The 25783-nt window shown below is 46.1% G+C and carries 28 protein-coding genes; 8 read left to right on the top strand and 20 right to left on the bottom strand.

The window, feature by feature from the left end; all coding sequences use genetic code 11:
- Window positions 1-52 precede the first annotated feature (52 nt).
- Together ICV38_RS02990 and ICV38_RS02985 are read left to right on the top strand one after the other, a co-directional pair.
- Entirely contained in the window at window positions 53-748 is a 696-nt protein-coding gene (locus tag ICV38_RS02990; protein ID WP_215382275.1) for an ABC transporter permease, read from the top strand.
- Window positions 741-1448 (top strand): ATP-binding cassette domain-containing protein, encoded by a 708-nt coding sequence (locus ICV38_RS02985; protein ID WP_215382274.1) that lies wholly within the window; start codon window positions 741-743, stop codon window positions 1446-1448. Before ICV38_RS02990 ends, ICV38_RS02985 begins: the two co-directional genes overlap by 8 nt.
- A gap of 9 nt (window positions 1449-1457) precedes the next feature.
- Here the strand turns inward: ICV38_RS02985 and ICV38_RS02980 are convergent, their stop codons facing one another.
- The 12 genes from ICV38_RS02980 to ICV38_RS02925 form a co-directional block, all read right to left on the bottom strand.
- Window positions 1458-1748, bottom strand: coding sequence for a hypothetical protein (locus ICV38_RS02980; RefSeq protein ID WP_215382273.1), 291 nt, complete (start codon window positions 1746-1748; stop codon window positions 1458-1460).
- Between the two features lie 10 nt (window positions 1749-1758).
- A complete protein-coding gene (locus tag ICV38_RS02975) occupies window positions 1759-2814 on the bottom strand; it encodes a formate dehydrogenase subunit gamma (protein WP_215382272.1) in 1056 nt (351 codons plus the stop codon).
- Between the two features lie 47 nt (window positions 2815-2861).
- The gene (locus ICV38_RS02970; RefSeq protein ID WP_215382271.1) at window positions 2862-3098 is read right to left on the bottom strand and encodes a hypothetical protein; all 237 of its coding nucleotides are present in this window, start codon (window positions 3096-3098) and stop codon (window positions 2862-2864) included.
- Window positions 3098-3754, bottom strand: coding sequence for a formate dehydrogenase FDH3 subunit beta (fdh3B, locus tag ICV38_RS02965; protein WP_215382270.1), 657 nt, complete (start codon window positions 3752-3754; stop codon window positions 3098-3100). The genes ICV38_RS02970 and fdh3B overlap by 1 nt, the downstream gene beginning before the upstream one ends.
- 27 nt (window positions 3755-3781) lie before the next feature.
- Window positions 3782-6760 (bottom strand): formate dehydrogenase subunit alpha, encoded by a 2979-nt coding sequence (locus tag ICV38_RS02960; RefSeq protein WP_215382269.1) that lies wholly within the window; start codon window positions 6758-6760, stop codon window positions 3782-3784.
- 67 nt (window positions 6761-6827) lie between these two features.
- A complete protein-coding gene (locus ICV38_RS02955; RefSeq protein ID WP_215382268.1) occupies window positions 6828-7049 on the bottom strand; it encodes a hypothetical protein in 222 nt (73 codons plus the stop codon).
- Between the two features lie 114 nt (window positions 7050-7163).
- On the bottom strand, window positions 7164-7796 hold the full coding sequence (locus tag ICV38_RS02950) for a molecular chaperone (protein ID WP_215382267.1): 633 nt from the start codon (window positions 7794-7796) through the stop codon (window positions 7164-7166).
- Entirely contained in the window at window positions 7793-9883 is a 2091-nt protein-coding gene (locus ICV38_RS02945) for a 4Fe-4S binding protein (protein ID WP_215382266.1), read from the bottom strand. Before ICV38_RS02945 ends, ICV38_RS02950 begins: the two co-directional genes overlap by 4 nt.
- 11 nt (window positions 9884-9894) lie before the next feature.
- Window positions 9895-10455, bottom strand: coding sequence for a DUF3306 domain-containing protein (locus ICV38_RS02940; RefSeq protein ID WP_215382265.1), 561 nt, complete (start codon window positions 10453-10455; stop codon window positions 9895-9897).
- A complete protein-coding gene (locus ICV38_RS02935) occupies window positions 10452-10985 on the bottom strand; it encodes a DUF3305 domain-containing protein (RefSeq protein ID WP_215382263.1) in 534 nt (177 codons plus the stop codon). Before ICV38_RS02935 ends, ICV38_RS02940 begins: the two co-directional genes overlap by 4 nt.
- A gap of 14 nt (window positions 10986-10999) precedes the next feature.
- On the bottom strand, window positions 11000-12088 hold the full coding sequence (gene apbC, locus ICV38_RS02930) for an iron-sulfur cluster carrier protein ApbC (RefSeq protein ID WP_215382262.1): 1089 nt from the start codon (window positions 12086-12088) through the stop codon (window positions 11000-11002).
- Window positions 12089-12211: 123 nt separating this feature from the next.
- Window positions 12212-12406, bottom strand: coding sequence for a heavy-metal-associated domain-containing protein (locus ICV38_RS02925; RefSeq protein ID WP_215382261.1), 195 nt, complete (start codon window positions 12404-12406; stop codon window positions 12212-12214).
- 51 nt (window positions 12407-12457) lie between these two features.
- On the opposite strand from ICV38_RS02925, the gene ICV38_RS02920 reads away from it, so the two are divergent.
- Window positions 12458-14734 carry a cation-translocating P-type ATPase gene (locus ICV38_RS02920; protein ID WP_215382260.1) on the top strand — a complete coding sequence of 759 codons (2277 nt, stop codon included), beginning with the start codon at window positions 12458-12460 and terminating at the stop codon, window positions 14732-14734.
- A gap of 3 nt (window positions 14735-14737) precedes the next feature.
- On the opposite strand, the gene ICV38_RS02915 is transcribed toward ICV38_RS02920, so the two are convergent.
- A complete protein-coding gene (locus tag ICV38_RS02915) occupies window positions 14738-15595 on the bottom strand; it encodes a DUF3047 domain-containing protein (RefSeq protein ID WP_251368201.1) in 858 nt (285 codons plus the stop codon).
- On the opposite strand from ICV38_RS02915, the gene ICV38_RS02910 reads away from it, so the two are divergent.
- Genes ICV38_RS02910 through ICV38_RS02890 form a run of 5 tightly spaced genes read left to right on the top strand, consistent with a single transcriptional unit; the run spans window position 15596 to window position 21136 of the window.
- Window positions 15596-17092, top strand: coding sequence for a glycosyltransferase family 39 protein (locus ICV38_RS02910; protein WP_215382259.1), 1497 nt, complete (start codon window positions 15596-15598; stop codon window positions 17090-17092).
- A 49-nt stretch (window positions 17093-17141) separates the two neighbouring features.
- Window positions 17142-18185 (top strand): lysylphosphatidylglycerol synthase transmembrane domain-containing protein, encoded by a 1044-nt coding sequence (locus tag ICV38_RS02905; protein WP_215382258.1) that lies wholly within the window; start codon window positions 17142-17144, stop codon window positions 18183-18185.
- 18 nt (window positions 18186-18203) lie between these two features.
- Window positions 18204-19472: a glycosyltransferase family 9 protein gene (locus tag ICV38_RS02900; RefSeq protein ID WP_215382257.1), complete on the top strand. Its 1269-nt coding sequence runs from the start codon at window positions 18204-18206 to the stop codon at window positions 19470-19472.
- Window positions 19469-20260 (top strand): phosphatase PAP2 family protein, encoded by a 792-nt coding sequence (locus ICV38_RS02895; protein WP_215382256.1) that lies wholly within the window; start codon window positions 19469-19471, stop codon window positions 20258-20260. The genes ICV38_RS02900 and ICV38_RS02895 overlap by 4 nt, the downstream gene beginning before the upstream one ends.
- Window positions 20261-20266: 6 nt before the next feature.
- Window positions 20267-21136: a 23S rRNA (adenine(2030)-N(6))-methyltransferase RlmJ gene (locus ICV38_RS02890; protein WP_215382255.1), complete on the top strand. Its 870-nt coding sequence runs from the start codon at window positions 20267-20269 to the stop codon at window positions 21134-21136.
- Window positions 21137-21155: 19 nt separating this feature from the next.
- Here ICV38_RS02890 and ICV38_RS02885 read toward each other — a convergent pair whose 3' ends face one another.
- From ICV38_RS02885 to ICV38_RS02855, 7 genes are all read right to left on the bottom strand, one after another.
- The gene (locus ICV38_RS02885) at window positions 21156-21722 is read right to left on the bottom strand and encodes a heme-binding protein (protein WP_215382254.1); all 567 of its coding nucleotides are present in this window, start codon (window positions 21720-21722) and stop codon (window positions 21156-21158) included.
- 68 nt (window positions 21723-21790) lie between these two features.
- A complete protein-coding gene (locus ICV38_RS02880) occupies window positions 21791-22735 on the bottom strand; it encodes an LD-carboxypeptidase (RefSeq protein WP_215382253.1) in 945 nt (314 codons plus the stop codon).
- A complete protein-coding gene (tadA, locus tag ICV38_RS02875) occupies window positions 22732-23190 on the bottom strand; it encodes a tRNA adenosine(34) deaminase TadA (RefSeq protein ID WP_215382252.1) in 459 nt (152 codons plus the stop codon). Before tadA ends, ICV38_RS02880 begins: the two co-directional genes overlap by 4 nt.
- Window positions 23191-23655, bottom strand: a complete 465-nt coding sequence (queD, locus tag ICV38_RS02870) for a 6-carboxytetrahydropterin synthase QueD (protein WP_215382251.1) — start codon at window positions 23653-23655, stop codon at window positions 23191-23193.
- Between the two features lie 31 nt (window positions 23656-23686).
- On the bottom strand, window positions 23687-24340 hold the full coding sequence (queE, locus tag ICV38_RS02865; protein WP_215382250.1) for a 7-carboxy-7-deazaguanine synthase: 654 nt from the start codon (window positions 24338-24340) through the stop codon (window positions 23687-23689).
- Between the two features lie 27 nt (window positions 24341-24367).
- A complete protein-coding gene (locus tag ICV38_RS02860) occupies window positions 24368-25096 on the bottom strand; it encodes a hypothetical protein (protein WP_215382249.1) in 729 nt (242 codons plus the stop codon).
- Entirely contained in the window at window positions 25072-25773 is a 702-nt protein-coding gene (locus ICV38_RS02855) for a hypothetical protein (protein WP_215382248.1), read from the bottom strand. Before ICV38_RS02855 ends, ICV38_RS02860 begins: the two co-directional genes overlap by 25 nt.
- Window positions 25774-25783 lie beyond the last annotated feature (10 nt).

Raw genomic sequence — 25783 nt, 5'->3', positions numbered from 1 at the left:
GGTAAGAGTCTCATTCAAGTCATTTTGCCATTGCCTTGATAGAATCGAACGCATGTTGACCGCTTTTTCTGATGCCTTTGTACTGCTTACCCATTTGGACGGCGGAGTGCTAGGCATTGTAGGGGTCTCTCTTCAGGTCAGCCTCACCGCCCTGCTACTAGGGACTGCCTTAGGGCTGCCCATTGGCGCCCTTCTGGCTACGGAAGAATTTAGTGGAAAGAAGCTCGTCATCGTGACCCTTAATACGCTCATGGGGGTACCCACTGTGATCGTTGGGGTGATTGTTTACCTACTTCTTTCTCGATCAGGACCTCTAGGAGCATGGGGATGGTTATTTACTACTAACGGCATGATCGTGGCCCAAACACTGCTCACAACCCCCTTAATTGCCGCCCTAAGTCGGCAAATCCTCGAGGATTCCTGGAGGATTCATCGGGACTCATTTTTGAGCTTGCGCTTACCCCCGCTGGCTCAATACAAGTGGCTCATTTGGGACTGTCGCTTTTCATTGACGATTGCCATTCTTGCTGGATTAGCTAGAGCCATCTCTGAGGTTGGAGCCGTCATGATTGTGGGTGGCAATATTCAAAATTCAACGCGCACTATGACTACTGCTATTGCTCTTGAAACCAGTAAAGGCGACCTACCACTAGCGCTTGCTTTAGGCATTGTGTTACTTGGAATTGTTTTGCTTGCGAACCTTTTTACCTTTATTGTTCGTCAAGTAGTGGAGCGTCGCTATGGCTAATATGACCGAACAATTTGAAAGGTTTGTTGAGCTGAAAGATATCACTGTCAACAGCAATGGTCGCGCTATTTTAAATATTCCCCATGCGATTATTCCAGCGGACAGAATCACTGCCTGCATAGGGCCAAATGGCGCCGGTAAAACCACTCTTTTAAAACTGCTTGATGGCTTGATTAAGCCAGATACTGGAACAGTGAGCTATTCGTTTGCTAATAAAACAGCTTTAGTTTTGCATCACACCCCGATGATTAAGGCCTCCGCCAAAACGAATATCAGCCTTGTCAGGGATGCAGACCCAGCGATTGATGAGAAAGCAATTGATCAGGTGATTGAGCGCGTTGGCTTAAAAGATTTAGCATCCAATCCTGCCCATAAGCTATCAGCAGGAGAAAGGCAAAAGCTGTGTCTGGGTAGAGCTATCTTACAAAGACCCAACTTAGTTTTATTAGATGAGCCTACTGCTAACTTAGATCCAACTGCTACAGAGCAGGTGGAAGAAATTATTCGTACATTCAGTCAACATGGATCTGATGTGATTTTTTCATCACATCAACTTGCGCAAGTGCAACGTCTTGCTCAGTACATCATCTTGATTGATGGCGGCGAGATAAAAGAAAAGGGACCTGTAGGCCCCTTCTTCTCGAATCCTCAAACATCAGCAGCTAAACGCTACCTGCATCAAGAGCTAATAACAGATTAATAGCTAAGATTACTTTGCTGCTGGTGCAGTCGCCGGAGCAGGTGCCGCAGCAGCCACAGGAGCTACAAATGGTGGGGGAGCCACGCAGGCTGCAGGGGCAGCAGTACCTGCAACTTTGAAGCGATCAGCCACTCGATTTTGCGCTTGGCATAACTGATAGGCACCAACCTTATCACCGTAGGCAGTCTTTGCTTTTGCTAGCGCTGCAGCATCAGCTTGCTCTGGAGTCAATGGAGGCAAAGTTGCGAACGCAAATGCACTTGCCAGCGTGCACAAGGTAAAAGCAATAATTTTTTTCATGGCCCTATCCTTATTTTTTCAGTTTGTCATACCAGAGCCTGTGATGTTCTTCAGCCCAGGTAGCATCTACATAGCCAGTTTTCATGCCATCAATGGAACCTTGCATACCAATGGAGCCGATATAAATATGGCCCATTGCCATAGCAGTCATCAAGATAGCAGCGCTACTATGAATGATATTAGCGACCTGCATGGTACCGCGCAGGTATTCAACCTGCATAAACGGAACTATCATGTCGAGCACAAAACCTGAGGCTGAAATCACCAAACCCAAGAATGTCATTCCAAACCAGAACCATATTTTTTCACCGAAATTGAAAAAACCTGCAGGTGGATGCGCTCCTCCGAACATGCCACCAAATGACTTGATCCAAGTAAGGTCGCCTTGACCAGGAATATTTCGAGTAGCAAATAGTAGGAAGAAAATCACCACGCTAAGAGTAAACAATGGGCCAGAGTAATTATGAATATTCTTGCAAACCATCAAGAATGAGCCGTAAGCAACTCCACCCATGAGAGGCATAGCAAAATATTTGCCGTACAAAATTAGCAAGCCAGTAAAAGCAAGGCCAATAAAACTAGCTGCCATCACCCAGTGGGTAAAGCGCTCAAAGCCATTAAACCGTTTTACTTTTTGCCCAGACATCGGCGCATGCAATTTAATTGGGCCTTTGATAATAAAAATCCCCGCAATACCAAAGAAGGCAATAGCCAGTATCCAGCCGCCAAATACCGTGATCACGCCGTTACGAATCAAGCGCCACTCTTGACCAGCGCGCTGGATTAGAACACCGGCTTGCTTGTCTGGAATGCTGACATAGTTTTGAGGATCGCTATTTGGTGCCATGAAGATCGACGGATTAGCCGGCTGAGACTGAGCTTGAGTTCCATTAGCCAAGGCATTAGGATTTGCTGGCACTGACAATGGTGGCACATCAACACCACTCGGCGATGGCAAAGGTGGCATCGGTGCACGCTCAGCAAAGCTCATACCACTTGCTAGTGTGAGCGACAAACCTGCAGTCACTACCAAAGTGCGTAGAACTTTAGAAAATGATCGTTTCATACACATGTCCTTAAACGTTTTCGTTTTATTTATTGTTATTTAGATGATCACTTAACACGACTGTATTCGTTTTGACCTTGCGTACGCTTGTCAATGGATTCAGTCCAACTTGCTTGATTACCAGGCGTCCAGTTTTTGGTCACGAAGCCATTATTAGCACCCATATACGGCGCAACATCGGGACGTTTGGCAGCTTTAGCAGCAATCTCTGGAGGCTCAGAGCATGCAGCCAACAAAGTGGCTGCTGCAAAACAAAGACTGAGAGTTTTGAAATTGAATTTCATTATTTAGCTCCCGGGATTTTTGCAGCAGGCGTTGGTGTTGGCGCTGGAGCATCTGGACCACCATATGCCGTTGTCCAGCCAAATGCTTTAGAGCCTGGATATTTACCATTCTTCTCACGAGTAGCAACGCGATTATTGAAGATGCCAGAAATAATATCGCTGTCGCCACCAATCAGTGCCTTGGTAGAGCACATCTCAGCGCAGAGTGGCAACTTACCTTCTGCTAAACGGTTACGACCATACTTCTCGAACTCAGCAACGCTGCCGTTTTCTTCTGGTCCACCGCTACAGAATGTGCACTTATCCATTTTGCTGCGTGAGCCAAATGCGCCTTTGCTTAAGAACTGAGGCGCACCGAATGGGCATGCAAATGAACAGTAACCGCAACCAATGCAAATGTCCTTGTCATGTAACACGACACCTTCATCGGTGCGGTAAAAGCAATCTACTGGACATACCGCCATACAAGGGGCATCAGTACAGTGCATACAAGCAACTGATACAGATTTTTCTTGGCCGATGATGCCATCATTAACGGTAACCACGCGACGGCGATTAACACCCCAAGGCACTTCGTTATCGTTTTTACAAGCCGTGACACAACCATTGCATTCGATGCAGCGTTCTGTGTCACAAATAAATTTCATTCTTGCCATTGTGTTCTCCTGACTTTATTTTTTGACTTAGGCAAATTTCTCGATCTGACACATAGTGGTTTTTGTTTCTTGCATCATCGTCACCTGGTCATAACCATAAGTAGTCGCAGTATTGACCGCCTCACCCTGAACGACTGGTGCAGCGCCCTCTGGGTAATACTTGCGAATGTTCTCGCCCTGCCACCAGCCAGCAAAGTGGAATGGCACAAAGGCAGTTCCTTGATCGACCCGCTCTGTTACTAGAGCGCGCACTTTGATCTTGGCGCCTGTAGGCGATTTAACCCAAACATAATCCCAGTTCTTAATGCCGCGATCCGCTGCAGCTTTCGGATTAATCTCCACAAAGTTTTCTTGCTGGAGTTCCGCCAACCATGGATTAGAACGAGTCTCGTCACCACCACCCTCGTACTCAACCAAACGACCAGAGGTCAGAATGATTGGGAACTTCTCATAAAGCTTCTGATTCAAGTTTTGATCTTGAACAGTCTTATAGAGAGTTGGCAAGCGCCAGAAATTTTTCTTATCAGCAGAAGTTGGGTACTTACGCATCATTGGTGCATTAGTACTGTAGAGCGCTTCACGGTGAATTGGAACTGGATCTGGGAAGTTCCATACCACTGCACGCGCCTTAGCATTACCAAACGGATGGCAACCATTCTTCATCACCACGCGCTGAATACCGCCAGACAAGTCAGTCTTCCAGTTCTTACCTTCAGCAAGTTTCTTCTCGTCGTCGGTCAACTGATCCCACCAACCAAGCTTCTTCATGAATACGTGATCAAACTCTGGGTAGCCAGTAGTAATTGCGGCACCCTTGGAATGAGAGCCATCAGCTGCAAGCAAGCTCACGCCTTCACGTTCAACACCAAAGTTGGCACGGAAGTTACCGCCGCCCTCCATCACACTCTTACTGGTGTCATAGAGATTTGGTGAGCCAGGATGTTTGATTGCTGCCGTACCGTAGCAAGGCCAAGGCAGGCCATAGTAGTCACCAGTTGTGTCATATCCAGTGACTGGATCAACACCACCACGTGACTTCAAGGTCTTCGGATCAAATGTTGCCACCATTCTCATGTGCGCTTTGAGACGCTCTGGAGTTTGGCCGGTATAACCAATCGTCCAGCAGGAGCGATTGATCTCGCGCAAGATATCTTCAATCTGCGGCTCTTTCCACTGCTTGCCAGCAAATTTCGAATTAAGGATCTTGTAGTTTTTGGATAGCTCCTCACCAAAACCTAGGCGATCAGCAAATGCTTGCATGATCACATGGTCAGGCACTGACTCAAACAATGGGTCAATGACTTTTTCGCGCCATTGCAGAGAGCGGTTTGATGCCGTAGCAGAGCCACAGGTCTCAAACTGAGTAGCAGCGGGCAACAAGTAGACATTGCGATTCTTATTGACTGCCTGACCTTCTGCAGGAGGCATTGCCGCCATTGCAGCAGTCGCACTTGGATAGGGATCCACCACTACAAGGAGATCTAACTTATCCATCGCGCGCTTCATATCGAGGCCACGAGTTTGTGAGTTAGGTGCATGACCCCAGAAGAACAAACCTTTTACGTTTGTCTGCTGATCAATCATGTCATTTTTTTCCAGAACCGCATCTACCCAACGAGACACGGTAGTACCAGATTTCTCCATCATGTCTGGTGCGTATCGGCCCTTAATCCATTCATAATCCACGCCCCAAACGGTAGCGAAGTGCTTCCATGAGCCCGCAGCCAAACCATAGTAGCCAGGTAATGAATCTGGGTTAGGACCAACGTCAGTTGCACCTTGTACGTTATCGTGTCCGCGGAAAATATTGGTACCACCACCAGACTTGCCAACGTTACCTAATGCCAACTGCAAGATACAAGATGCGCGAACGATAGCATTACCAATGGTGTGTTGGGTTTGACCCATACACCACACTACCGTACTTGGGCGATTCATGGCCATAGTTTTTGCAGCTTGATAAACTTGGGCCTCAGGGACGCCACAGGCTTCTTCAACAGCAGCCGGAGTCCACTTCTCCATCACCTCTTTACGGATCTCGTCCATACCGTAGACGCGATCGTTGATGTATTTCTTATCTTCCCAACCGTTCTTGAAGATGTGATAGAGCATGCCAAAGAGGAACGGAATGTCGGTACCTGAACGAATACGAATATATTGGTCAGACTTTGCTGCCGTCCTGGTGTAGCGTGGGTCAACCACAATGACCTTACAACCATTTTCTTTCGCATGCAACAACATCAACATGGAAACTGGGTGAGCTTCAGCAGCATTTGAACCAATGTACAAAGCAGCCTTGGCATTCATCATGTCGTTGTAGCTATTGGTCATCGCACCATAGCCCCAGGTGTTTGCTACACCAGCAACAGTAGTTGAGTGACAAATACGCGCCTGATGGTCTGTATTGTTAGTGCCAAAGAAAGAGACCCACTTACGGAGTAAGTAGGCCTGTTCATTGTTGTGCTTTGATGAGCCAATAAAGAACATCGCATCGGGAGAGTGCTTCTCACGAATGCTCTTCATCTGCGCAGTAATTTCTGTGAGTGCTTGATCCCAAGAAATACGCTGATACTTGCCATCAACCAACTTCATTGGATAACGCAAGCGATAGTCACCGTGACCGTGCTCACGTAACGCCGCACCTTTAGCACAGTGAGCGCCCATATTAATTGGGGAATCAAATACGGGGTCTTGACGTACCCATACACCATTCTCAACCGTAGCATCTACCGCACAGCCTACGGAGCAGTGAGTGCAGATGGATCTCTTGACTTCGATCTTTCCCTTGCCATCAAGCATTGCTTTGCTAGGCTCAGCTACCGCCTTCTGCACCAAGCTCAATTGGCTAGCAGCAATACCGGCACCAACGCCAACACCAGAACGTTTTAAAAATGTTCGGCGATCCATCGTAGGTACCGCTGCTTTTAAGCCGCGCGATAAGCTACCGATAAGACGAGATGATGTACGGCTGCTTTGTGGGGTATTGGATTTACGAGTCAGACTCATATGTTGTCCCTGAGAAAGTTTTTTTATTTAGTAGTGTTGAATTCGAAATCTAGGTGTAATGAAATTTTTAAATCATGGTGCTTTCGTAATACTTACGCATGTGCGCAGTAATCGTTTGGCCATCAGCTTTATCTTTTACAGTGCTACCAATTTCCTGGATGACCGCTTTACCAACCGAAGTTTGGGAAGCAACGGCCACTGCACCAACTGCTGCTCCTGCACCAATAAAGAACTTACGGCGGGAAGGTTGATTCTCTTCACTCAAAGCGACTTTAGATTTTGTGCTCATGGCTGTGCTCCTATTAAATATTCTTGATCTAAATCAAGTGTAATAGGAATTTGCACTTTTGACATATTGCTGTAACACCCATCAATTAGGGCGTTTTAATATTGCAGTGCAACACTAAATCATGTCAAAACTTTGAGCCTCGATTGCCATGAATTCCCGCATTAGAGCTGCAATTGAGCGGTATAGATGCATTTCTGGAATGCCTTCGATCGCATCACATAACTCGTCATACCAGGGACGAATATGCTCATTGAAAAAAACCCTTTGGTTTGTAAGGTTTGATACCTCAACATCATCCCCCGCAATGAGATAACGCATCACCTCACACAGCGCAGAAATATGGTCTTCGGTTTCGGTGACCTCTTCGGCAGACTCCAGGCCAAATTCTTCCAAGGCCTTGCGAATATTGACCAATGGCTTTTCATTCAAATGACCGGCCATATAAAAAGATCCGTTGAGGACCACATTGGGCTTGCCCACGCTGATGAAGTTCAAGTCAAACTCATCATGCCAAGCTTTAGCAGGATTGTTCTTGGCAACCTCCACTACATTCATCCACACTTTAGCTAAAGGCGCCTCATCGGCCGCATCTTGTTGATCAGCAGTGGCAGCAATTTGATCAAGCAACTGCTGATCTGGCGGCAAATGAAAAAATCTTGCAATCAAACCATAAAGGTCGGCTCTTGCTAAATCCTCTGGCAGACCAATGTCACCTACTTCGGTTGATGCATTCTCTTTTGCGCTCATATTTCTTTTTTCACCATATCAACCACTCGACAATCACCACACATTTTCAGCCTATCCATTGCTGCACCCGAGAAAGCGCTATGAGCCCCCAATTTGGTCAGCATCAGGTCCACCATCTTGGCTGTGCCAAAGGGCTTTCCACAACTGATGCAATAGAAGGCTTGGGTTTGGTTCAATGCTACTTTTTGTTTACGCTGCTCAACAGTTTGCAAACGGGGATCTAAAGTCAAAGCATGCTCAGGGCAAGTTTGGGCGCAGATGCCACATTGCACACACTGTTTTTCAATGAAGGAAAGAATGGGCTCATCAGGATTATCAAGTAGCGCACCTTCTGGACAACAGCTCACGCAAGACATGCATAAGGTACATGCATCTTTGTTGATCGCTAAGCCACCCAATAATGAATTTTTAGGAAGAGTAGCGCCCGCTTCTGGCAATGGCGTCTTTGCTTGTTTTTGCAAATACTCAAGTACTGCCTCCAAGGTTTCACGTTTTTGATTGGAGAAACCATAACTAGCAGGGGTACAAATTGCATCTAAGGAGCCGCGTTGACGTAAAGTAGCCATCGCTTTAGAGACGGCCTGCAAATCTTCTGCAGAATTTGCTATAACCAGCTGGATACGATTCTCAAAGCCATACGCGTTGAGTATTGCATTCGCTAGGGTAGATTGCTCATCAATGGCTGCGCGATAGCTGGGATCTTCATCGCCACTTAACAACAAAATTACTTCAGCAAAACCATAAGTTAATGCGCCAAGCCAAAGATCTAATCCAGTAGAGGCAATGTGCTCTATACCGTAAGGGATTACAAAGGATGGTAATCCCTCATATTGCTTTGGCATGACATGTGCTGAACGGCCTAAGCCATCAATCATTTGAGTGCCGGCTTTTAGTGCGTGGAGAAGCAAACTTGGGGCTACCATTTGATTAGTCTTCTTGGCTTCAGCCTGAAACACAGTAGCAATCGTTTTTAGTTCTTTTCCTTGATGCGGTACGCTTGGATAGTTATAACGCATTGCGCCTGATGGACATACGGTAGAACATGCACCGCAACCCATGCAAAGGTTTGGGTTGACTTCAACAGTACCTTGCCCATTTTTAAATAGAGAGCTAACTGCACCGGTTGAACAGACATCAATACAAGCATTGCACCCCACCTTACCGTTGCGACCATGTGCACAGACTTTTTCGTTGTACACAAAATACTTTGGCTTCTCGAACTCACCAACCATCTCTAGCAGTTGGTTGACCACCAATGCCTGATCAAGCGGATCCTTGCCTGGCGCAAAGTAACCTTGCGGAGTTTGACTCATGCTCATTTTTGGGTCTGAGCGCAAATCTAGAATCAAATCAAATTCGGCATTGCGTTGACGATCACTGCGATCAAATGAAATAGCGCCAATACTGGCGCAAGCTGTTACGCAGGCACGATGTGACTTACACTTCTCCAAATCAATCTGAAATGAGAGATCAATCGCATTTTCAGGGCATGTCTCCACACACGCACCACAACGCGTACACATCTCGGGATCAATTGGGTTTTGTAAATCCCAATCGACTGAAAAATTGCCAAGAAAGCCCTCTAGTTTTGTAACGCGTCCACTATAAATTGGGTAAGTTCGAGTCAGCGGGACATCGCCAGGCTCAGTACAGAGGACAGAAACATCTAATGAGCTAGAAATCTTTTCTGCCCAAGGAATCGCTTGTGAGCCAGGACCTAGGATTAAGAGTCTTCCTAGGCTCTCGTAATTTACTACCGGTACAGGCTCAGCTTCGGGCATATCCACTAAAGCCAAGAGCGCAGCAATTTTGGGTCCTGATAATTTGGCCTCTTGTGTCCAGCCAGCGACTTCGCGAATGTTGACAAAGCGCAATGGTGCGACCAAGGGCTTTTCAGATTGCTCTGCTATCTCAGTAAACAGGGCGCCTTCTTGTGTGCAAGCAATGACTAACTCTTCCGAGCCATCAAGCGCTTTGATAAAAGATCCAACCTCTTGCCTGCATAAAGATTGATGAACAGCAACACCCAAAGCCTTCGCATCTAAAGGCATCGTGCCATTGCAGTTACAGACTAATTTTTGACTCATTGACAACCTTCTTAGGTTTTTTTCTTATCTGACTCTATCGGCATTTCGTCCAAGTTGGTGGATTTTTCCAGTTCTTGGGATTGAGTGGATGTTAAATCACTTTCAGAAGAAGCTTCTAAAGCTGAATTATCAGGGGTGACTGATCTATCAGTCTGGTCGCCCGCTTTAACGACTCCTTCATCAGCCTTTTGGAACAAATTGAGTATGCCGCTTTGCGCCATTCTTTCGAGCATACCAGGAGGTAATGGGTCTGGTTTGGAGTAGTCGTCTATGTAAATATCAAGGCCATCCATCACGTTGAAGTGTGGATCAGTAAACATTTTCTTAAGGGCTGCCTGTTGCACAGCGGGATCAACATCGGGCTTCATGAATGAAGAAAAATCTGGCGCAAACCGATCAATCTTTTCTACATCATCTAAAGTTGCCGGAGGAGCTTCCTGTGTTTCTTGACCATTTACTTCGGTATCAATCTGCGCAGGAGCTTGGGCGGACTTCTCTTCCTGCTTTGACAGGTCATCTTCTTTTCCAGCCTTACGGCGAGACCAGCGACTGAGAAAACCGTCCGCCATCATTTCTCCGCTGGACGCTCAGCGCCTTTAAATGAAGCTGGCTTATGGCGCTTCTTAGACTCAGGTCGATAATGATCGTTAACATACTCCTGCAGCCAAGAAGCATGCTCATCGCTCATGGGAATAGTATCAACAGACTCACCGCCATCTAATAAGCGGGCAGCTTCGTTATAGCTCACACAAATTCGATGAGGGACGGCAATATTGGCTTCAGATCTTGCTAATGGCAGAGATTGATCTTCTATATAGCGCTCAATATCCTCCTCAAGCCTCCACATAACGAACCAGCAAGGTTTTGTTGCAGAGACGTTTAGGTAATAGCCTTCAGCCTCATCAAGAAAAAGATCTAGCTCATACCCCGTGAACAACCAAGATTCACCATCGGCATCACGGTCCAGAAATTTTCCAGAAATGACTTTGCTTTGGTTGCTACTGAACTCACCAAAATCCGGCAGCACTTCCCGAGGAACCCAGCGGTATGATACCCATGGGTTATCCAGATTCTGTTTGCGCATTAATACTGCAAAACGCATAGATACTCTAAGCCTTAGGTATTTTGAACTACGATGCTTGGGAACTTGCTACTCATATCTTTAGCTAAGGTAGCAACACGAATAGCAACTTGTCTAGCGATGTTCTTATAGATTGCACTTATAGTGCCGTCAGGATCAGCAACGACCGTTGGACGACCTGCATCAGCCTGCTCACGAATAGAAAGATTCAAAGGTAATGCGCCCAAAAACTCAACACCATATTCCTTGCACATCTTCTCGCCACCACCCGTACCAAATACATGCTCCTCATGTCCGCAGCTTGGACAAACATAGGTACTCATGTTTTCAATAATGCCGATGATGGGAACACCAACCTTTTCAAACATTTTGAGACCCTTACGCGCATCTAATAATGCAATGTCCTGAGGGGTGGTCACAATCACTGAACCTGTCACAGGAACTTTCTGGGATAGGGTGAGCTGAATATCACCAGTGCCTGGAGGCATATCAACTACTAAGTAGTCCAGATCACGCCAACGAGTTTGACGTAACAACTGCTCTAGCGCAGAAGTCACCATCGGTCCACGCCACACCATAGGCGCATCCTCTTCAATTAAGAACCCAATGGAGCTTGCTTGTAAGCCGTGACCTTCCATTGGCTCAATCGTATTTTCTTCAATCGATTCTGGTCGACCGGTAATACCCAACATCATTGGCTGACTTGGGCCGTAAATATCTGCATCTAATATGCCTACTTGAGCACCTTCAGCCGCAAGGGCTAGTGCTAAATTAACAGCAGTTGTAGATTTACCTACACCACCTTTGCCGCTAGCTACAGCAATAATATTTTTTACGCCAGGAAGAAGTTTCACGCCACGCTGCACTGCATGCGCAACAATTTGACTAGAAACATTGACACTCACATTTTTCACGCCAGGCAATTCACGAACTGCATTAATCACAGATTTGCGGATAGTATCGAACTGGCTTTTTGCGGGATAACCCAAGACAATATCTAAAGAGATATTGCCATCCTCTACTTTTAAGTTCTTTACATTTTTTGCTGTAACAAAATCGATCTTCGTGTTTGGATCAATCAAGTTTTTTAAAGACCCTTGAACAGCCTCAATAGTTACTGACACTACTTTCTCCTATGATACGCAATTCTCTGATAATTCTAGAATTTGTGATGATGCTTTTGAATCAGAAAGAAGCTAGATTAACCGCAGCAGAGAAAAATTGCTTACCCCCATTCGGATCCAAGCTTAATTGGATACTGGAAAACCTGCTTCTGTGATCAACTGACTAGCTTGATCGGCACTTAGCGATGTATCTAAGGTCACGATTTGGGTTGCTAAGTCGGCCTGCACTTTTGCACTTGGATCCTGAGATTGAACTGCCCTTGTCACCGCATTGATACAGCCACCACAAGTCATGCCCGATACTTTTAAACTCAACATGCCCGCTCCTTTGCATTGAATTTGCTTCCTATAAGGTAGATTATCTTCTATATGAGTAAGCAAAATGATCCAAATTCAAGCATTTTTACCCTCGATATTGGTGGGATGACCTGTGCATCCTGCGTGGGTCGCGTTGAAAAGGCGCTCGATCGAATACCGGGCGTGGAAGCTGCAAGCGTTAATCTGGCAACCGAACAGGCTAAAGTCCGTCTCAATGCTAATTCCGAGACCAGCGTTGACGAAATTATTGCTGCCGTCCAAAAAACAGGTTACGAGGCCAAGTTAAGCACCTCCCACGGAAATACCCAAACAAATCAATCACATTCATTTTGGGGTTCAGATGGTCTAGGCAGAGTTCTACTGAGCTTCACCCTCTCAGCTCCACTCTTCTTGCCAATGTTTCTGATGCCTTTTGGCATTCACTGGGCTTTATCTCCAAAGTGGCAAATGATTCTCGCCACTCCAGTGCAATTTATTTTTGGTTGGCGCTTTTACAAGGCTGGCTTCAAATCTCTTGTAGCGGGCGCTGGCAATATGGATTTATTGGTTGCTCTTGGTACTAGCGCAGCTTATGGATTGAGCGTGTATCAAATGATGGTATCGCCTCATGCAAATCATGAACTGTATTTTGAAGGTTCTGCTGTCATTATTTGCATGGTCTTGTTAGGCAAGTGGCTTGAAGCCAGGGCAAAGCAGCAAACTAGCGAAGCCATTCGCGCCCTGCAAAAACTCTGGCCAGAAAACGCCAAGGTTCTCAATCCAACAGTGGTGATTGGCGATGGCACCTTCCTAGAGCAATACCGAGAACTTTCACTAGAACAAGTATTTTCCAGTGATCGCATTTTGGTTTTGCCTGGCGAGCGAATTCCGGTTGATGGCATCATCGTGTATGGCAGCAGTCATGTTGATGAATCTTTGCTTACCGGTGAGAGTGAACCTGTTAAAAAATTACTAGGAGCCAAAGTCATCGGTGGAGCGCTTAATGGTGAAGGCGTCTTAGTAATTGATGCGCAAGCAGTAGGCGTAGAGAGTGTTTTATCTCAGATCATCGCTCTCGTAGAAGATGCACAAACGCAGAAAGCACCCATTCAGAAATTAGTAGATCGCGTCAGCGAGATTTTTGTTCCTAGCGTTATTGCAATTGCAATTCTCACTGGATTTGTCAATTGGTATTATTTAGACTCCGCTTCGATTGCGATTTTACGTGCCGTCTCCGTATTGGTTATCGCCTGCCCATGTGCACTTGGATTAGCAACGCCAGCAGCAATCATGGCAGGTACCGGAGTAGCAGCACGCTTTGGCATCTTGATTAAAGATCCTCAAGTATTAGAGCTTGCGCATCGATTAAATATCGTGGCCTTTGATAAAACTGGCACGCTCACTATTGGTAAGCCAAGAGTACTGGCTTTTATTCCCCTCACAAACACTTCGGAAGAAAATCTTCTGTTTGCTACAGCAGCTGGATTGCAATTGGGTAGCGAGCATCCGCTAGCCAAGGCATTGTTAGATGCTGCCAAAACAGCAGGTATTAGCCCTATCCCACCTTCTGAAAGCCAGGCGCTTGCTGGTATTGGCATTACTGGGAAACCAAGCGCTGGACCTTTTGCCGGTCAAAACCTTGCTTTAAAAAGTATTGCTTCATTAACAAGCAATAGCAACTGGTTAGAAATCTTAAGTAAGGCTCAGCCTCTTCTGGATGCAGGCAACACGGTTTCTGTATTAATAAATCAGGACTCTTTCTCACCCCTTGCGATCATTGCCTTTGGTGATGAACTCAAACCAAATGCAAAAGCTGCAATTACATCATTACATCAATTGCATATTCGTACAGTCATGCTTTCAGGGGACAACACTGCAGCTGCCAATCGTGTTGGTCAATTCATTGGTATTGATGAAGTATTTGGGCAAATCATGCCAAGCAGCAAAGCGCAGATTATTCACGCGCTTCAAACATCCAGCAAAGAACATCAATATGTTGCTATGGTTGGCGATGGCGTTAATGATGCTCCGGCCTTAGCAACAGCTGACGTAGGTATGGCTATGTCCACAGGTACTGATGTGGCAATGCAAGCGGCCGGAATTACACTCATGCGCGGGGACCCCAGCTTGGTTGCTGATGCAATTGATGTTTCTAAAAGAACTTGGAAGAAGATTCAGCAAAATTTATTTTGGGCCTTTGCCTTTAATTCCACAGGCATTCCACTAGCAGCATTTGGTTATCTTTCACCGATGCTCGCTGGCAGTGCAATGGCCTTATCTAGCTTTTGCGTTCTCAGCAACGCACTATTGTTAAAACGTTGGCGCCCATCTCATTACTCAACACGCTAGCAGTTATTTTGGATTCTTGCGGACAAGCTCTATATCTCCATAAAACGCTCGCGTCTCAGACTTGGTGTTATCGGTATCGGTAAGTAAGGCAACTCCAATCACTTCTCCCGGCGCTTCTCCGTAGACACGCTTGTAATCAGCAGTTAAATCTCGTTGATGTTTATGCCATTGCCCTAAATTATCCCAACCTGAATCCACCACAATCATTTTGATGCGTGAGGTATGGGCGTTAGTAATGATCGTATCGATGGGTGATTTGCCAGACCATATGTACATCACGGTGGCATATGGCATTTCTTGACCACTAATCAAGCTGGCCATCTCAAAATTCAGTTTTTCTTTTAAGGGAAGCTTGGATTTATTGCCATCAAATGCAACTAGAATTCTTAAGGGAGCATCATCACTAATACCTTTTGCATTGTCAGCTTCAGGCATCGCCCCCAAAGCCTTCCACTCCCACTGTAGCCATAAATTATTTGCCTGACGAGGACGCAATTTCACTGCCAAACCTGATGCAGAAGTTTTAGAGTTAGCGCTCAAAACGGTTTTTCCCTGATAGCTCTCTAAACGGTAAACTGTGTTCTTCTTATACGGTGCGATGCGATAAAAGTTCCAACCATTTGGCATCCCGTCGCGTGCAGTCTCCGCTGAAAATTTGGGAAGCTCATCTTGTACGGGCATTTGATCGACATTCATGGCCTGCCCTGACTCATTTTGAACTGAGCCTCCGCCAAGCCCAGCGCAGCCAACAAGAGTCAGCGCTATCGAGATCAGCAGAGAAAGGGAAACAGACTTCAACATGAGTTGATTGTCCCAAATATTTACTAAAGCCGATACAAAAAGTAAGTCTAAAATCGACACATGCGCCAACAATCACCTTCAATCTGGGCCGTAATCTGTATCTGCATTGCTGCTTTAGTGCACTTTGCCCTTGGCTTTGCGATTGAATTCTCGGTTGATGAGGCTCACTACGCCCTCTATGCCCAGCACCTAGCCTGGAGTTATTTTGATCACCCACCGTTGGTTGGTTGGATACAGTGGCCTCTAGTTGCGCTCACCTCTGCTGAAGGCATCATTCGCCTCATTCCAGAATTGCTCTGGGTCCTATCTTGTTACCTGGTTTATCAAGTGACTCTAGAGGTACATCACTTCATTCAAGGTCGTAATGCTGGCTACCTTACCAGCGCGTTACCCTCAGCCAATACTTGCGGCCTGATGGCAGTGCTGGCCATCATTGCCGCACCCATGACGCATATTCTTGCCATCGGTTTATTACCTGATACCCTGCTTACACCATTAAGTCTTGGTCTCATGCTGATGGCTTTACGTTGGTTAGTCAAAGATGATCTTAGTGTTGCTGAATGGCTGATTACTGGCGTTTTATTAGGACTTGCAGGTCTCAGTAAATACACCGCTGTATTTACGGCTATTGCTCTGTTGTTAATATTTTTAAGCAATCCTCGTAAGCCTTGGATTAACAAAATAGGGTTTTGGGTTGCTGTAATAGTTGCCCTTCTCTTGATCAGCCCTGTGCTCTATTGGAATTGGGTTAACGATTGGATTTCATTTAAATATCAAATTGCTCATGGAGCAGGCAGTACATGGCTTTGGCGCCGGCTTGGTGCTTACCTGGGTATTCAGATATTGGTCTTTGGACCCCTACTCGTCTTGGGCGCTTATCTTTTTATCAAGCACTGTATTCACGGTACCAAGTTGTCATTGCTAGCCTTACTGGGATTCTTTGTAATTCCCTTTGCAATCTTTACCGGCCTTTCTGGTGGTGGAGGTTTACCGCACTGGACATCGCCCGCATGGTTTTGCTTGGCACCATTTGCTGGAATTGGTTTAGCGAAAGCTTGGTCAACACAACATCATCGCCTCATTCGTATCTTGTTTATTGCCCAAGTAGCGCTATGCTGCATTGGCTTTGCTTATGTTCTCTCTGGTGGCATCAGCTCAGCTGTAGTGAAATCCAATCCGATTGCTGATCTCTATGGCTGGAAACTCGCAGGTCAAAAAGCGGCTGAATTAACTCAAACTAGCAAAGCAAATGGTATTGGCGTTCAAAACTGGACCCTCGGGAGCCGCGCTGCTTGGTATGCCAAACCCATCCCTGTATTTGTGTTGGATACACGCAAAGATCAATTTGATCTTTGGTTTGGTCAATTGCCTCGCGGAGCGAATCTTCTTCTCATTAACTGGTCCGGGATGTCTTTTGGACCCCCCATTGGTAATCAGACCGCTTTTGAGCGCTGCGAACCTTTAGATACCCTAGAGATTAAGCGCTTTGGACAAATTCTGTCTAAATTTGACTTTAGCCTTTGTCACAACTGGCAAGGCCCTGATTTGGCGGAGTAATTCACCCAAATTCAAGACCTTAGGCGCCCAAAGCATTATCCTTACGCCTATGAGCTCTTTACCCCAATCCACCCCTAAAACCCCATCTGGGTGGAAATCAATCCTCAAACGGGCATGGCCCACCATTCGGATTTTGCTATCTATTGCCCTGCTCTGGAAAGCCACCAGCGGAATTGACTGGCACACCCTATTAGATTCAGAAATCAAGATGCAACCAATGTGGCTTATCGCAGCAGCAATCGCCATTTGTTGTGCCTTTATTTGCGGCGGCTTACGCTGGGGCTTTTTGATGCGCAGCGTTGGTTTACAAGGTAGTCTCAAAACTTATGTTGCACTGTACTTTGCTGGTGGGCTCATTAACCAAGGTTTGCCAAGCACACTTGGTGGAGATAGCTACCGCGCCATCACTGCTACCCACCTAACCAACAACGGAAATCTGAGTGGGACAAAAGAGCTTGATGATGAGCTTCACCACTCGGTAGATTTAGAGCATGCACCGCCTAAACTTCGCTTGAGCTTTGCGATGGTTTTAGTGGATCGACTTTTGGGATTAGCCGGCAACAATCTTCTCGGCGGATTGGGTTTGATTCTTGGTGGCGCAACACTCGCAGTTTGGGGGCAAGACCTAGGGTATGCAGTAGTAGCCCTCATGGTCTTAGCGGGACTATCGATTGCTTTTGTCTTAGCGTGGACACCCACCCGCCAGCTCTTACAAAAATTACTGGATCGCTTGCGCATGAACAACGCGATGCCCGGCATTCACCTGGCTTTCTCATGGCCAATGAATATCGCCCAAGCACTCTTTGCGATCGGTATCCATGGCTTCATTATTTTGGCTTTTGGTTTTTGTCTTCGGGCGTACGGTGCTGAAGCGCCTGTATCAAGCCTCATGATTGGATTGCCTGCGCTAAGTCTGTTGCTGATGTTGCCAATTAGTATTTCTGGATGGGGATTGCGTGAAGCCACTTTATCTTCCGTGCTAGCTTTGTGGGGCGTCAACCCCTCATTAACTGTATTGGCCTCTATTAGTTACGGCGCCATTACCGTTATCTCAGCACTACCAGGTGCGTACTTTTTACTAAAACGAAAATAATTTTTTCAGAACAAAACTATGACTATTAGCGTCAATACCATGCGTGCCATTGATCATTGGGTTGGAGTACCCCTATGCGCAATTGCCAGTCCATTGGTAGCTTTGATCGATGGCATCAAAAATATTTTCAGCCGTGGACCTCAGACACCTAAAAAATTACTTTTTATTGAGCTCTCAGAAATGGGAAGTGCAATCTTGGTTGATCCAGCCATGCGCAATGCTCAGGCTCGTGGTGCTGAATTATTCTTTTTAATTTTTAAGAGTAATCGCGCTAGCTTGACTCTTTTGAATACAGTTAAGCCAGAAAATATTTTCACTATTGACTCTTCAAGCCTAGGCGGCTTGATTAAAGATACTTTGCGCTTTTTAATTCTGGCGCGCACTCATCGCATTGATACTGTGATCGACCTTGAGCTTTTCTCGCGCTTTACCGCCCTTCTTACTGGCCTCTGTGGTGCTCGTCGCCGTGTCGGTTATCACATTTTTCACGGGGAAGGCTTGTGGCGCGGCTTTATGCTTACACGCAAAGTGCATTACAACCCGCATATTCACATTACTAAGAATTTTCTATCCCTGATCCATGCTGCTTTTGCTACAGAGATCGAAGTTCCGTTTAGCAAAATTCATATTGCTGATTCAGAAGTAAAGCTAGAACAAGCGCACATCATTCCAGATGTTATGAAAAAAGTGCTCTCGCGAATCGAGCAAAAAGCTTCTGAAGCTGGAATTGCCTATACCCACGGAAAGGATCGCTTAATTCTGATTAATCCCAATGCTAGCGATCTATTGCCACAACGTCGCTGGGCACAACAGCGTTTTTCTGAATTGATTCAAGCGGTAAACCAGCGCTATCCAAATGATTTAATCCTCATTACTGGATCGCCTGCAGAATTTGTCTATGTAGATAAAGTTCGTTCTGTTGCAAATGTAAAAAATGCGCTGAACTTCGCAGGTCAAGTATCTTTCGCCGAACTACCACCCCTATACACACTGTCTGATGTGATGGTGACCAATGATTCTGGGCCAGGACACTTCTCAGCAGTGACGCCACTGCGAACTGTTGTACTCTTTGGCCCAGAAACTCCAGCCCTCTATGGCTCAGTCGGCAACTCTATTGCGATTACTGCCAATCTTGCTTGCTCTCCTTGCGTGAGCGCTGCAAACCATCGAAAGACCCCCTGTCATGACAATGTTTGTATGCAGGCTATTACTGTTGCGCAAGTATTAGAAAAAGTTTCTTTACAGCTTGATGAGTCTGATAAAGCAAAAGGTCGTTCAGCTGGATGAGCAAGAAAGCTATCCCCACACTGATTTGGTTTATACCGCTTGCTCCATTAGCTCTTGCGGCAGTCATTTACCTTGGTGATCTACAGAGTAGTAGCTTTTTAATCATCAATCGCTTCACTAGACTATTGCCTGATATTACTTGGGCGTGGCTAACATTTTTGGGTAATGGTTGGGGCATTTTTGCACTCGCCTTTCCGCTCCTGCTTTTAGCACCACGTCTATTAACTGCCGGAATTTTAGGCGGAGCAATTTCTGCAATTATCAGTACAGCCCTTAAAAGCCTATTTAATCTTCCAAGACCTGCAGGTTTGCTAGAAGATGGCAGCTTCTATCGCATTGGCGAGCCTTTACTCCATAAAGCATTTCCCTCAGGCCATACACTGACAGCATTTGCGATTGCAAGCGCTTTATATTTCGTTTCCGCTATGGGTAAGCGCGTGCATCTTGCCGCCCTCTTCCTTGTAGCCGCATTGGTAGGCATATCTCGCAATGCCGTAGGGGCGCACTGGCTAACAGATGTGCTGGGTGGGGCTGGATTTGGCATTTGGTGCGGCATGATTGGCGCCCTACTAGCTGAGCGTGTTCCAGAGTCACAACTGAAACCTAAAAGTATTTGGTCTCACTTGATTGCGCTAGCAGGTATTGCCGCAATCTATGCGCACTACACACAGGTAATGGATCTTGAGCTCAATCAACCCTTGCAATATGCATCCATCGCTGTTGTTGCAATCACGTTGGTATTTTTTGTACGAGCGCAATTTACACAATTGCCTGGTACTAGTAAATAATTTCTTATGTTTAGCTATAGACATGCATTTCATGCTGGCAGTCATGCTGACATTCTCAAACACCTCACCCTAGTTCATTTAGTAGAATATTTGCAGGAGAAACCTGTCGCATTAACGATGGTCGACACTCATGCTGGCGCCGGCATTTATAGCCTGCAGGATGGTTTTGCGGCCGTGAGCAAAGAGGCAGAGGGCGGAATATTTCGATTACTGAAATTCAAAGAAGCTGGTAACCCGATTCCCGAGAGCGTTCAAAAATATTTGGACTGCATTGCGGCCGAAAATATTACTGAAGAACTCAATACCTATCCTGGATCTCCATTCATTTTGGCTCGACTTCTCAGACCACAAGATCGCCTCAAGTTATTTGAGTTACACCCCAAAGAAATTGATATTCTTCGCCACAATATCAGTGAGCTGGAATGCGCAAAGCAAATTGATGTTTACGCAGCAGATAGCTTTAGCAGGCTTAGAGGCTTACTACCCCCGCCAAGTAGGCGTGGCCTCGTGTTAATTGATCCCTCGTATGAAGATAAGCAAGACTATCGTTATCTTGAGGTGGCAATCGAAGAGGCTATGCAGCGCTTTGCTACGGGCTGTTATGCAATCTGGTATCCCATTCTCTCCAGAAGAGAATCGGCAGCCCTACCCGACCGTATGAAAAAAATTTGCACTGCCCATAAACGCTCCTGGCTTCATACCGAACTCCGAGTTGAAAATGCACCTGGGGAGCGGCGTCTTCAAGCCAGCGGTATGTTCATCATTAATCCGCCGTGGACGCTTGAAAAGCATCTCGCTGAAGCCTTACCTATCCTCACTAAAGCCTTAGGACTCGATGATGGTGCGCAGTTCTTATTAAAGAGTGTTGAAGCCTAAGACCAAAGTGAGGCGTGAACTAGTCACGCACATCAATTTGAATCTCATTACGCCGCATAAATGGCAAAGTCCAGGGCGGGTTATAGCGAGCAAATTTAGGCGTACCGGTTGCCAGTAAATTTTTGGTCTTCATCCACTCTTCTAGCTCGAGCGTCTTCTCAGTGACCTTCTGATGATTATAAAAACCGGAGAAGGTGATAACCGCTCTCTTGACTGCAGGAATTTGCCTTAGCTGAACCTTTGAATTGAGTGGCTTAGGCAAAGTATCCATCGTGTATTCTGCAGGCATCACAAAGGTAACAGTCCATTGGCCCGCATTACTCTCAATATTGACTGGAGCAGTCATGGCAATCTTGGCACTTTTAACGGTTTGCTCCTCAACTGCAACTGGTGCAGTCATCGCAATCTTTTCGCTTACTTGATTTTGACCAAAGATATAGGCGGCAATTAGTCTAAAGCCTTGGCTTGAAGCATCGTCTAGATCACCTTCAACCTGAACCTCAGCCAAAATCATTGGCGCATAAGAACGAAGTTCAAATGGAGGCGTCTTCTCAAGAACTGAGTATTTTGGCTCTTCGATCGCCATTGCGGCCCCTGTAAAAATCAACGCTATTAATAGAATACTTGGACGAATCCATCTTCCCAAGGACATGTTTACCAACTTGCTTTAAGAGTAAATCCTGCAGTGCTGTAATCGAGGCTTGCATTTGCACCAACAGGTAAGGTCAGCTTGTTAGCCTGATGACCAAAGGGCAGGTCAGTTAATATCGGAATATTCTTTGTCAAGCGCTCTCGAATCATCTCGATCGCACGCTCAAGCGTATAACCCCTATCGTTGTCATACAAACGATATGCAGAGAAGCCGCCTAACAATATTGCCGCTTGATTACCAAGCACACCAGCATCTAATAGCTGCATCAAGGTTCTCTCCAGGCGGTAAGGATGTTCATTCACATCCTCTAGGAACAAGATGCCGCCTTTAGTTTGACTTAATGAAGGCAAATAAGGGGTGCCGATGAGGCTCGCAAGCACTGTAAGATTGCCACCCCAAAGCATCCCAACCACAGCGCCTGAATTTGCTTGGCCCAAAAAGACTTGCTTTGAATGAATAGCCCAATCTAACTTTCGATCCCGCACCGCTGATAAGAAATGCTTCCACATAAAATCGTCTGGGGCAATCGCCTTGCCAGCTTCATCTATTTTCCCAAAATCATAATTGAGCATAGGGCCAGATAAAGTAATAGCGCCAGTTTTAGCCAAGAGACCAAGCTCAAAGGTTGTGAAATCACTATGTCCACAAATCTGCAAACCATGTTTCACCGCCTGAGCAATCGCATTCCATTCAATATTGGGTAGGAGGCGATGAATGCCATAGCCTCCACGCATAGCCATAGCAATTTGCTGTGGATCTAATGTGGCTAATTGATTTAGTTCGCTTAATCGCTCCGAATCGCTTCCTGCAAAGCGCTCGTGAACACGATGCACGCAATGAGGATTTTGAATCTCAATCCCCTGGCTTTTTAACCAAGCAATACCAGCTAGTGGACTTTTCTCGTCTAAGCTAGCGCCAGATGGTGCAATAAGATGGATAGATTTCAACGACGCTCCTTAAAGAAGCTGCGCAGCAATTGACCGCACTCTTCACTCATAACGCCACCCTCAACACTGGTTTGATGATTAATTTGTTTTGAAGAGAATACATCCAAAACACTTCCAGCGGCACCTGTTTTGGGGTCGGGGGCGCCAAAAACAACTCGGTCTACCCTAGCATGAAGAATTGCACCTGCGCACATAACACAAGGCTCTAGAGTCGCATATAAAGTGCTACCAGGAAGACGATAATTTCCCTCTGTCTTGGCAGCCTCTCTGAGGGCTAGCATCTCAGCATGGGCACTGGGATCATGATTGCCAATAGGCTTATTAAATGCTTTAGCAATCACCTGACCATCGCGCACTAAAACAGCCCCAACCGGAACCTCACCCGCAACCGCAGCCAATTGAGCCTGCTCAATTGCTTGTTGCATAAATTGATGATCAAGTTCTGCTTGATTCATTTAAGCAGAATGTACGTCAGCCCAGCAATTTGGAGTTTCGTATAGGCGGATAGCTGATAACTGCAGGCGACCACCAAATGCTTTAGCAAACACCGGTTGCAAGATTGCAAAGGCAGCATTAGCTAAATTCTCCACAGTAGGAACATGCTCCATGATGACTGTTTTGTGATTTGGTAATGTTGCCAGGAAATTCACAAGGCCCTGATCTTCTTTGGCCACTAAAAAAGCGTGGTCCCATTGCTCAACGATATATTGATTGGTCAGTTTTTTGATATCGCCAAAATCTAAAACCATCCCATCATCTGCTTTACCCGGATGATCTGCCACTTCACCAATTAAGGTCACTTCAATAGCATAACGATGACCATGAAGATGCTTACATTGCCCATCATGATTCGGAATGCGATGGCCTGAGTCAAACTCGAGGCGGCGGGTAATGGAGATGGCGGGTTGTTTACTAGTCATTTGTTACTTATAAGATGTGGGCTATGCCCTTTTAACGAATTCCAATGAGTTTATGCGATTGAACACTCAATCTCCATAAAGGACGTTTTTGGCACAAGCCTACTGCTAACTCTGTATTACTTTTGAGATTAGGCCCATCCATGGGTTGCAAGAAGCGATTGCGGTAATCCATCTTCTCAAAACGAGCCATCAATTTTTCCAAAGAATCGTGTCCTGTCTGTGGTACCACTAACTTCAATTCATTTGCTTGCAGCACGATCAAATCAGAACCAGCCTTAGGGCTTACGCAAACCCAATCCACTCCTTTAGGAACTTTAATGGTGCCATTGGTTTCGATCGCTACCTCAAAGCCTTTTTGGTGAAGCGCAGAAATTAATTCTTCATCTAACTGCAAAAGCGGCTCGCCACCGGTGAAGACAACATAGCGTTGTTGAGGTCCCGCGGAAGTACTTCTCCACGCTGCCTCAATAGCATCAGCTAAATCTTTAGCAGCTTCAAACTTACCGCCGCCAAGGCCATCACTACCCACAAAGTCTGTATCGCAAAATTGACAAACTGCTGTGGCTCGATCTTCTTCGCGACCACTCCAAAGGTTGCAACCTGCAAAGCGGCAAAATACGGCAGCGCGTCCGGCATGAGCGCCTTCACCTTGTAAGGTTGGGAAAAGTTCTTTAACGGTATACATAGCAATACGCCATTTTAAGCGCTTTGCTCACTTCCAGGAGACCAACTCCCATTGGTAAAAGTCTTCCCAGTAAGGGTTAAACCACGAAACCCCAAGCGTTATATATTGACCGCTGCTCCTGCGGATGACCCAGCGACCGATTTCTGGAGCAAACCACACATCCTCAGCGCGGATGTTTTGGACCCTAAAGAGATCATTGCTCTGAAAATAAGGGGCTTCATTGTGATAACGCAGCGCCAAGAATTTACCCGCTGGCACCTGAATTTGCTCCCACGCAACGGCAGTCATACCCAAACCCCAGTAATAACTACTATCGGGATAGCCTGGCACTTGATAACTTGTTTTATAGAACTGATTAAATCCTAATTGAATTTGTGGTGGCCAAGCTGGGATAATTGGCTGAAATTTTTGCGAAGTGCTCCAATGAGGATCTTGCACTAGATAACCCCAAGGTGATTGAATTTCATCAGGGAGTGATCCCGTCTTCACCCCCGATCTACTAATACGAACTTCGGCACCTACTGATACAACTCTCTCGGTAACCGTATCAACCACCTCTTGATTAAAGACATTGCGAACTTGATAAACCCATTCTTGCCCAACCTTTGGTGCACGAACTGTCGGCTGAGGTATGGGCTGTCCAACATTGACTCCCTGAGGAAACGGCTGCGAAGAAATACACCCTACCAAAAACAGCGACAGGGTTAAAAAAAATAATCTACGCAGCTGTTTTACTTGTATGAAGTGAGTTGCCATTGCAGACTATCTTCTAAGTTAGGCATGCCCAGCTGACCCTGAATCATGTATGAACCTGAAGATTCACGAGCAACCCAACGTCCGATACTAGGAGCAAACCACACCGTTTCTTTGCGAATGCAATTGACCTTGTTGTCATCTTCGCTCTCATAGTTAATCAAACTCTGATAACGCAAAGTTAAGAAGGTGCCAGCAGGAACCGTAATTTGCTCCCATCCGTGGGCACTAATATATTCTTGCCAACCCAGTTTGCCATCCGGATAGCCGCCAATACTGTATTTAGTGTTGGCTTGCTTGTTCCATGTAGCGGTCAACTCTTGTGGCCACAATGGAATAGCAGGGTTAAAGCTGATGAGTTTTGGCCATTGCGTGTCGGTCTGCACCATACCCCAAGGTCCTTGAATCTCATTTGGAAGTTGGACCCCACTATCCATCGATCTTTGGATCGTAATGGTCGAGCCAACACTTGCCACACGCTCAGTGACTAATCCTATAGTTTTTCCATCAAATACATTTCGCTTGATATAGGTCCATTCTTGACCGACTTGTGGTGGACGAACTTTAGGAATTGGATTTGGTTGAGCAACTGGTGTCCCACGCTCATATCCCAGAGGCACACCACAGGCAACTGGAACTAATGTAGCTGATACGATAAATGTTCGTCTAGATAGATTCATATATCCTCCT

Origin of the sequence: Polynucleobacter sp. MG-6-Vaara-E2 (assembly GCF_018687695.1) — a bacterium.
GTDB lineage: Bacteria > Pseudomonadota > Gammaproteobacteria > Burkholderiales > Burkholderiaceae > Polynucleobacter.
Note: the sequence above shows the minus strand (reverse complement) of the source record. Positions and strands in the feature narration are given on the sequence as shown.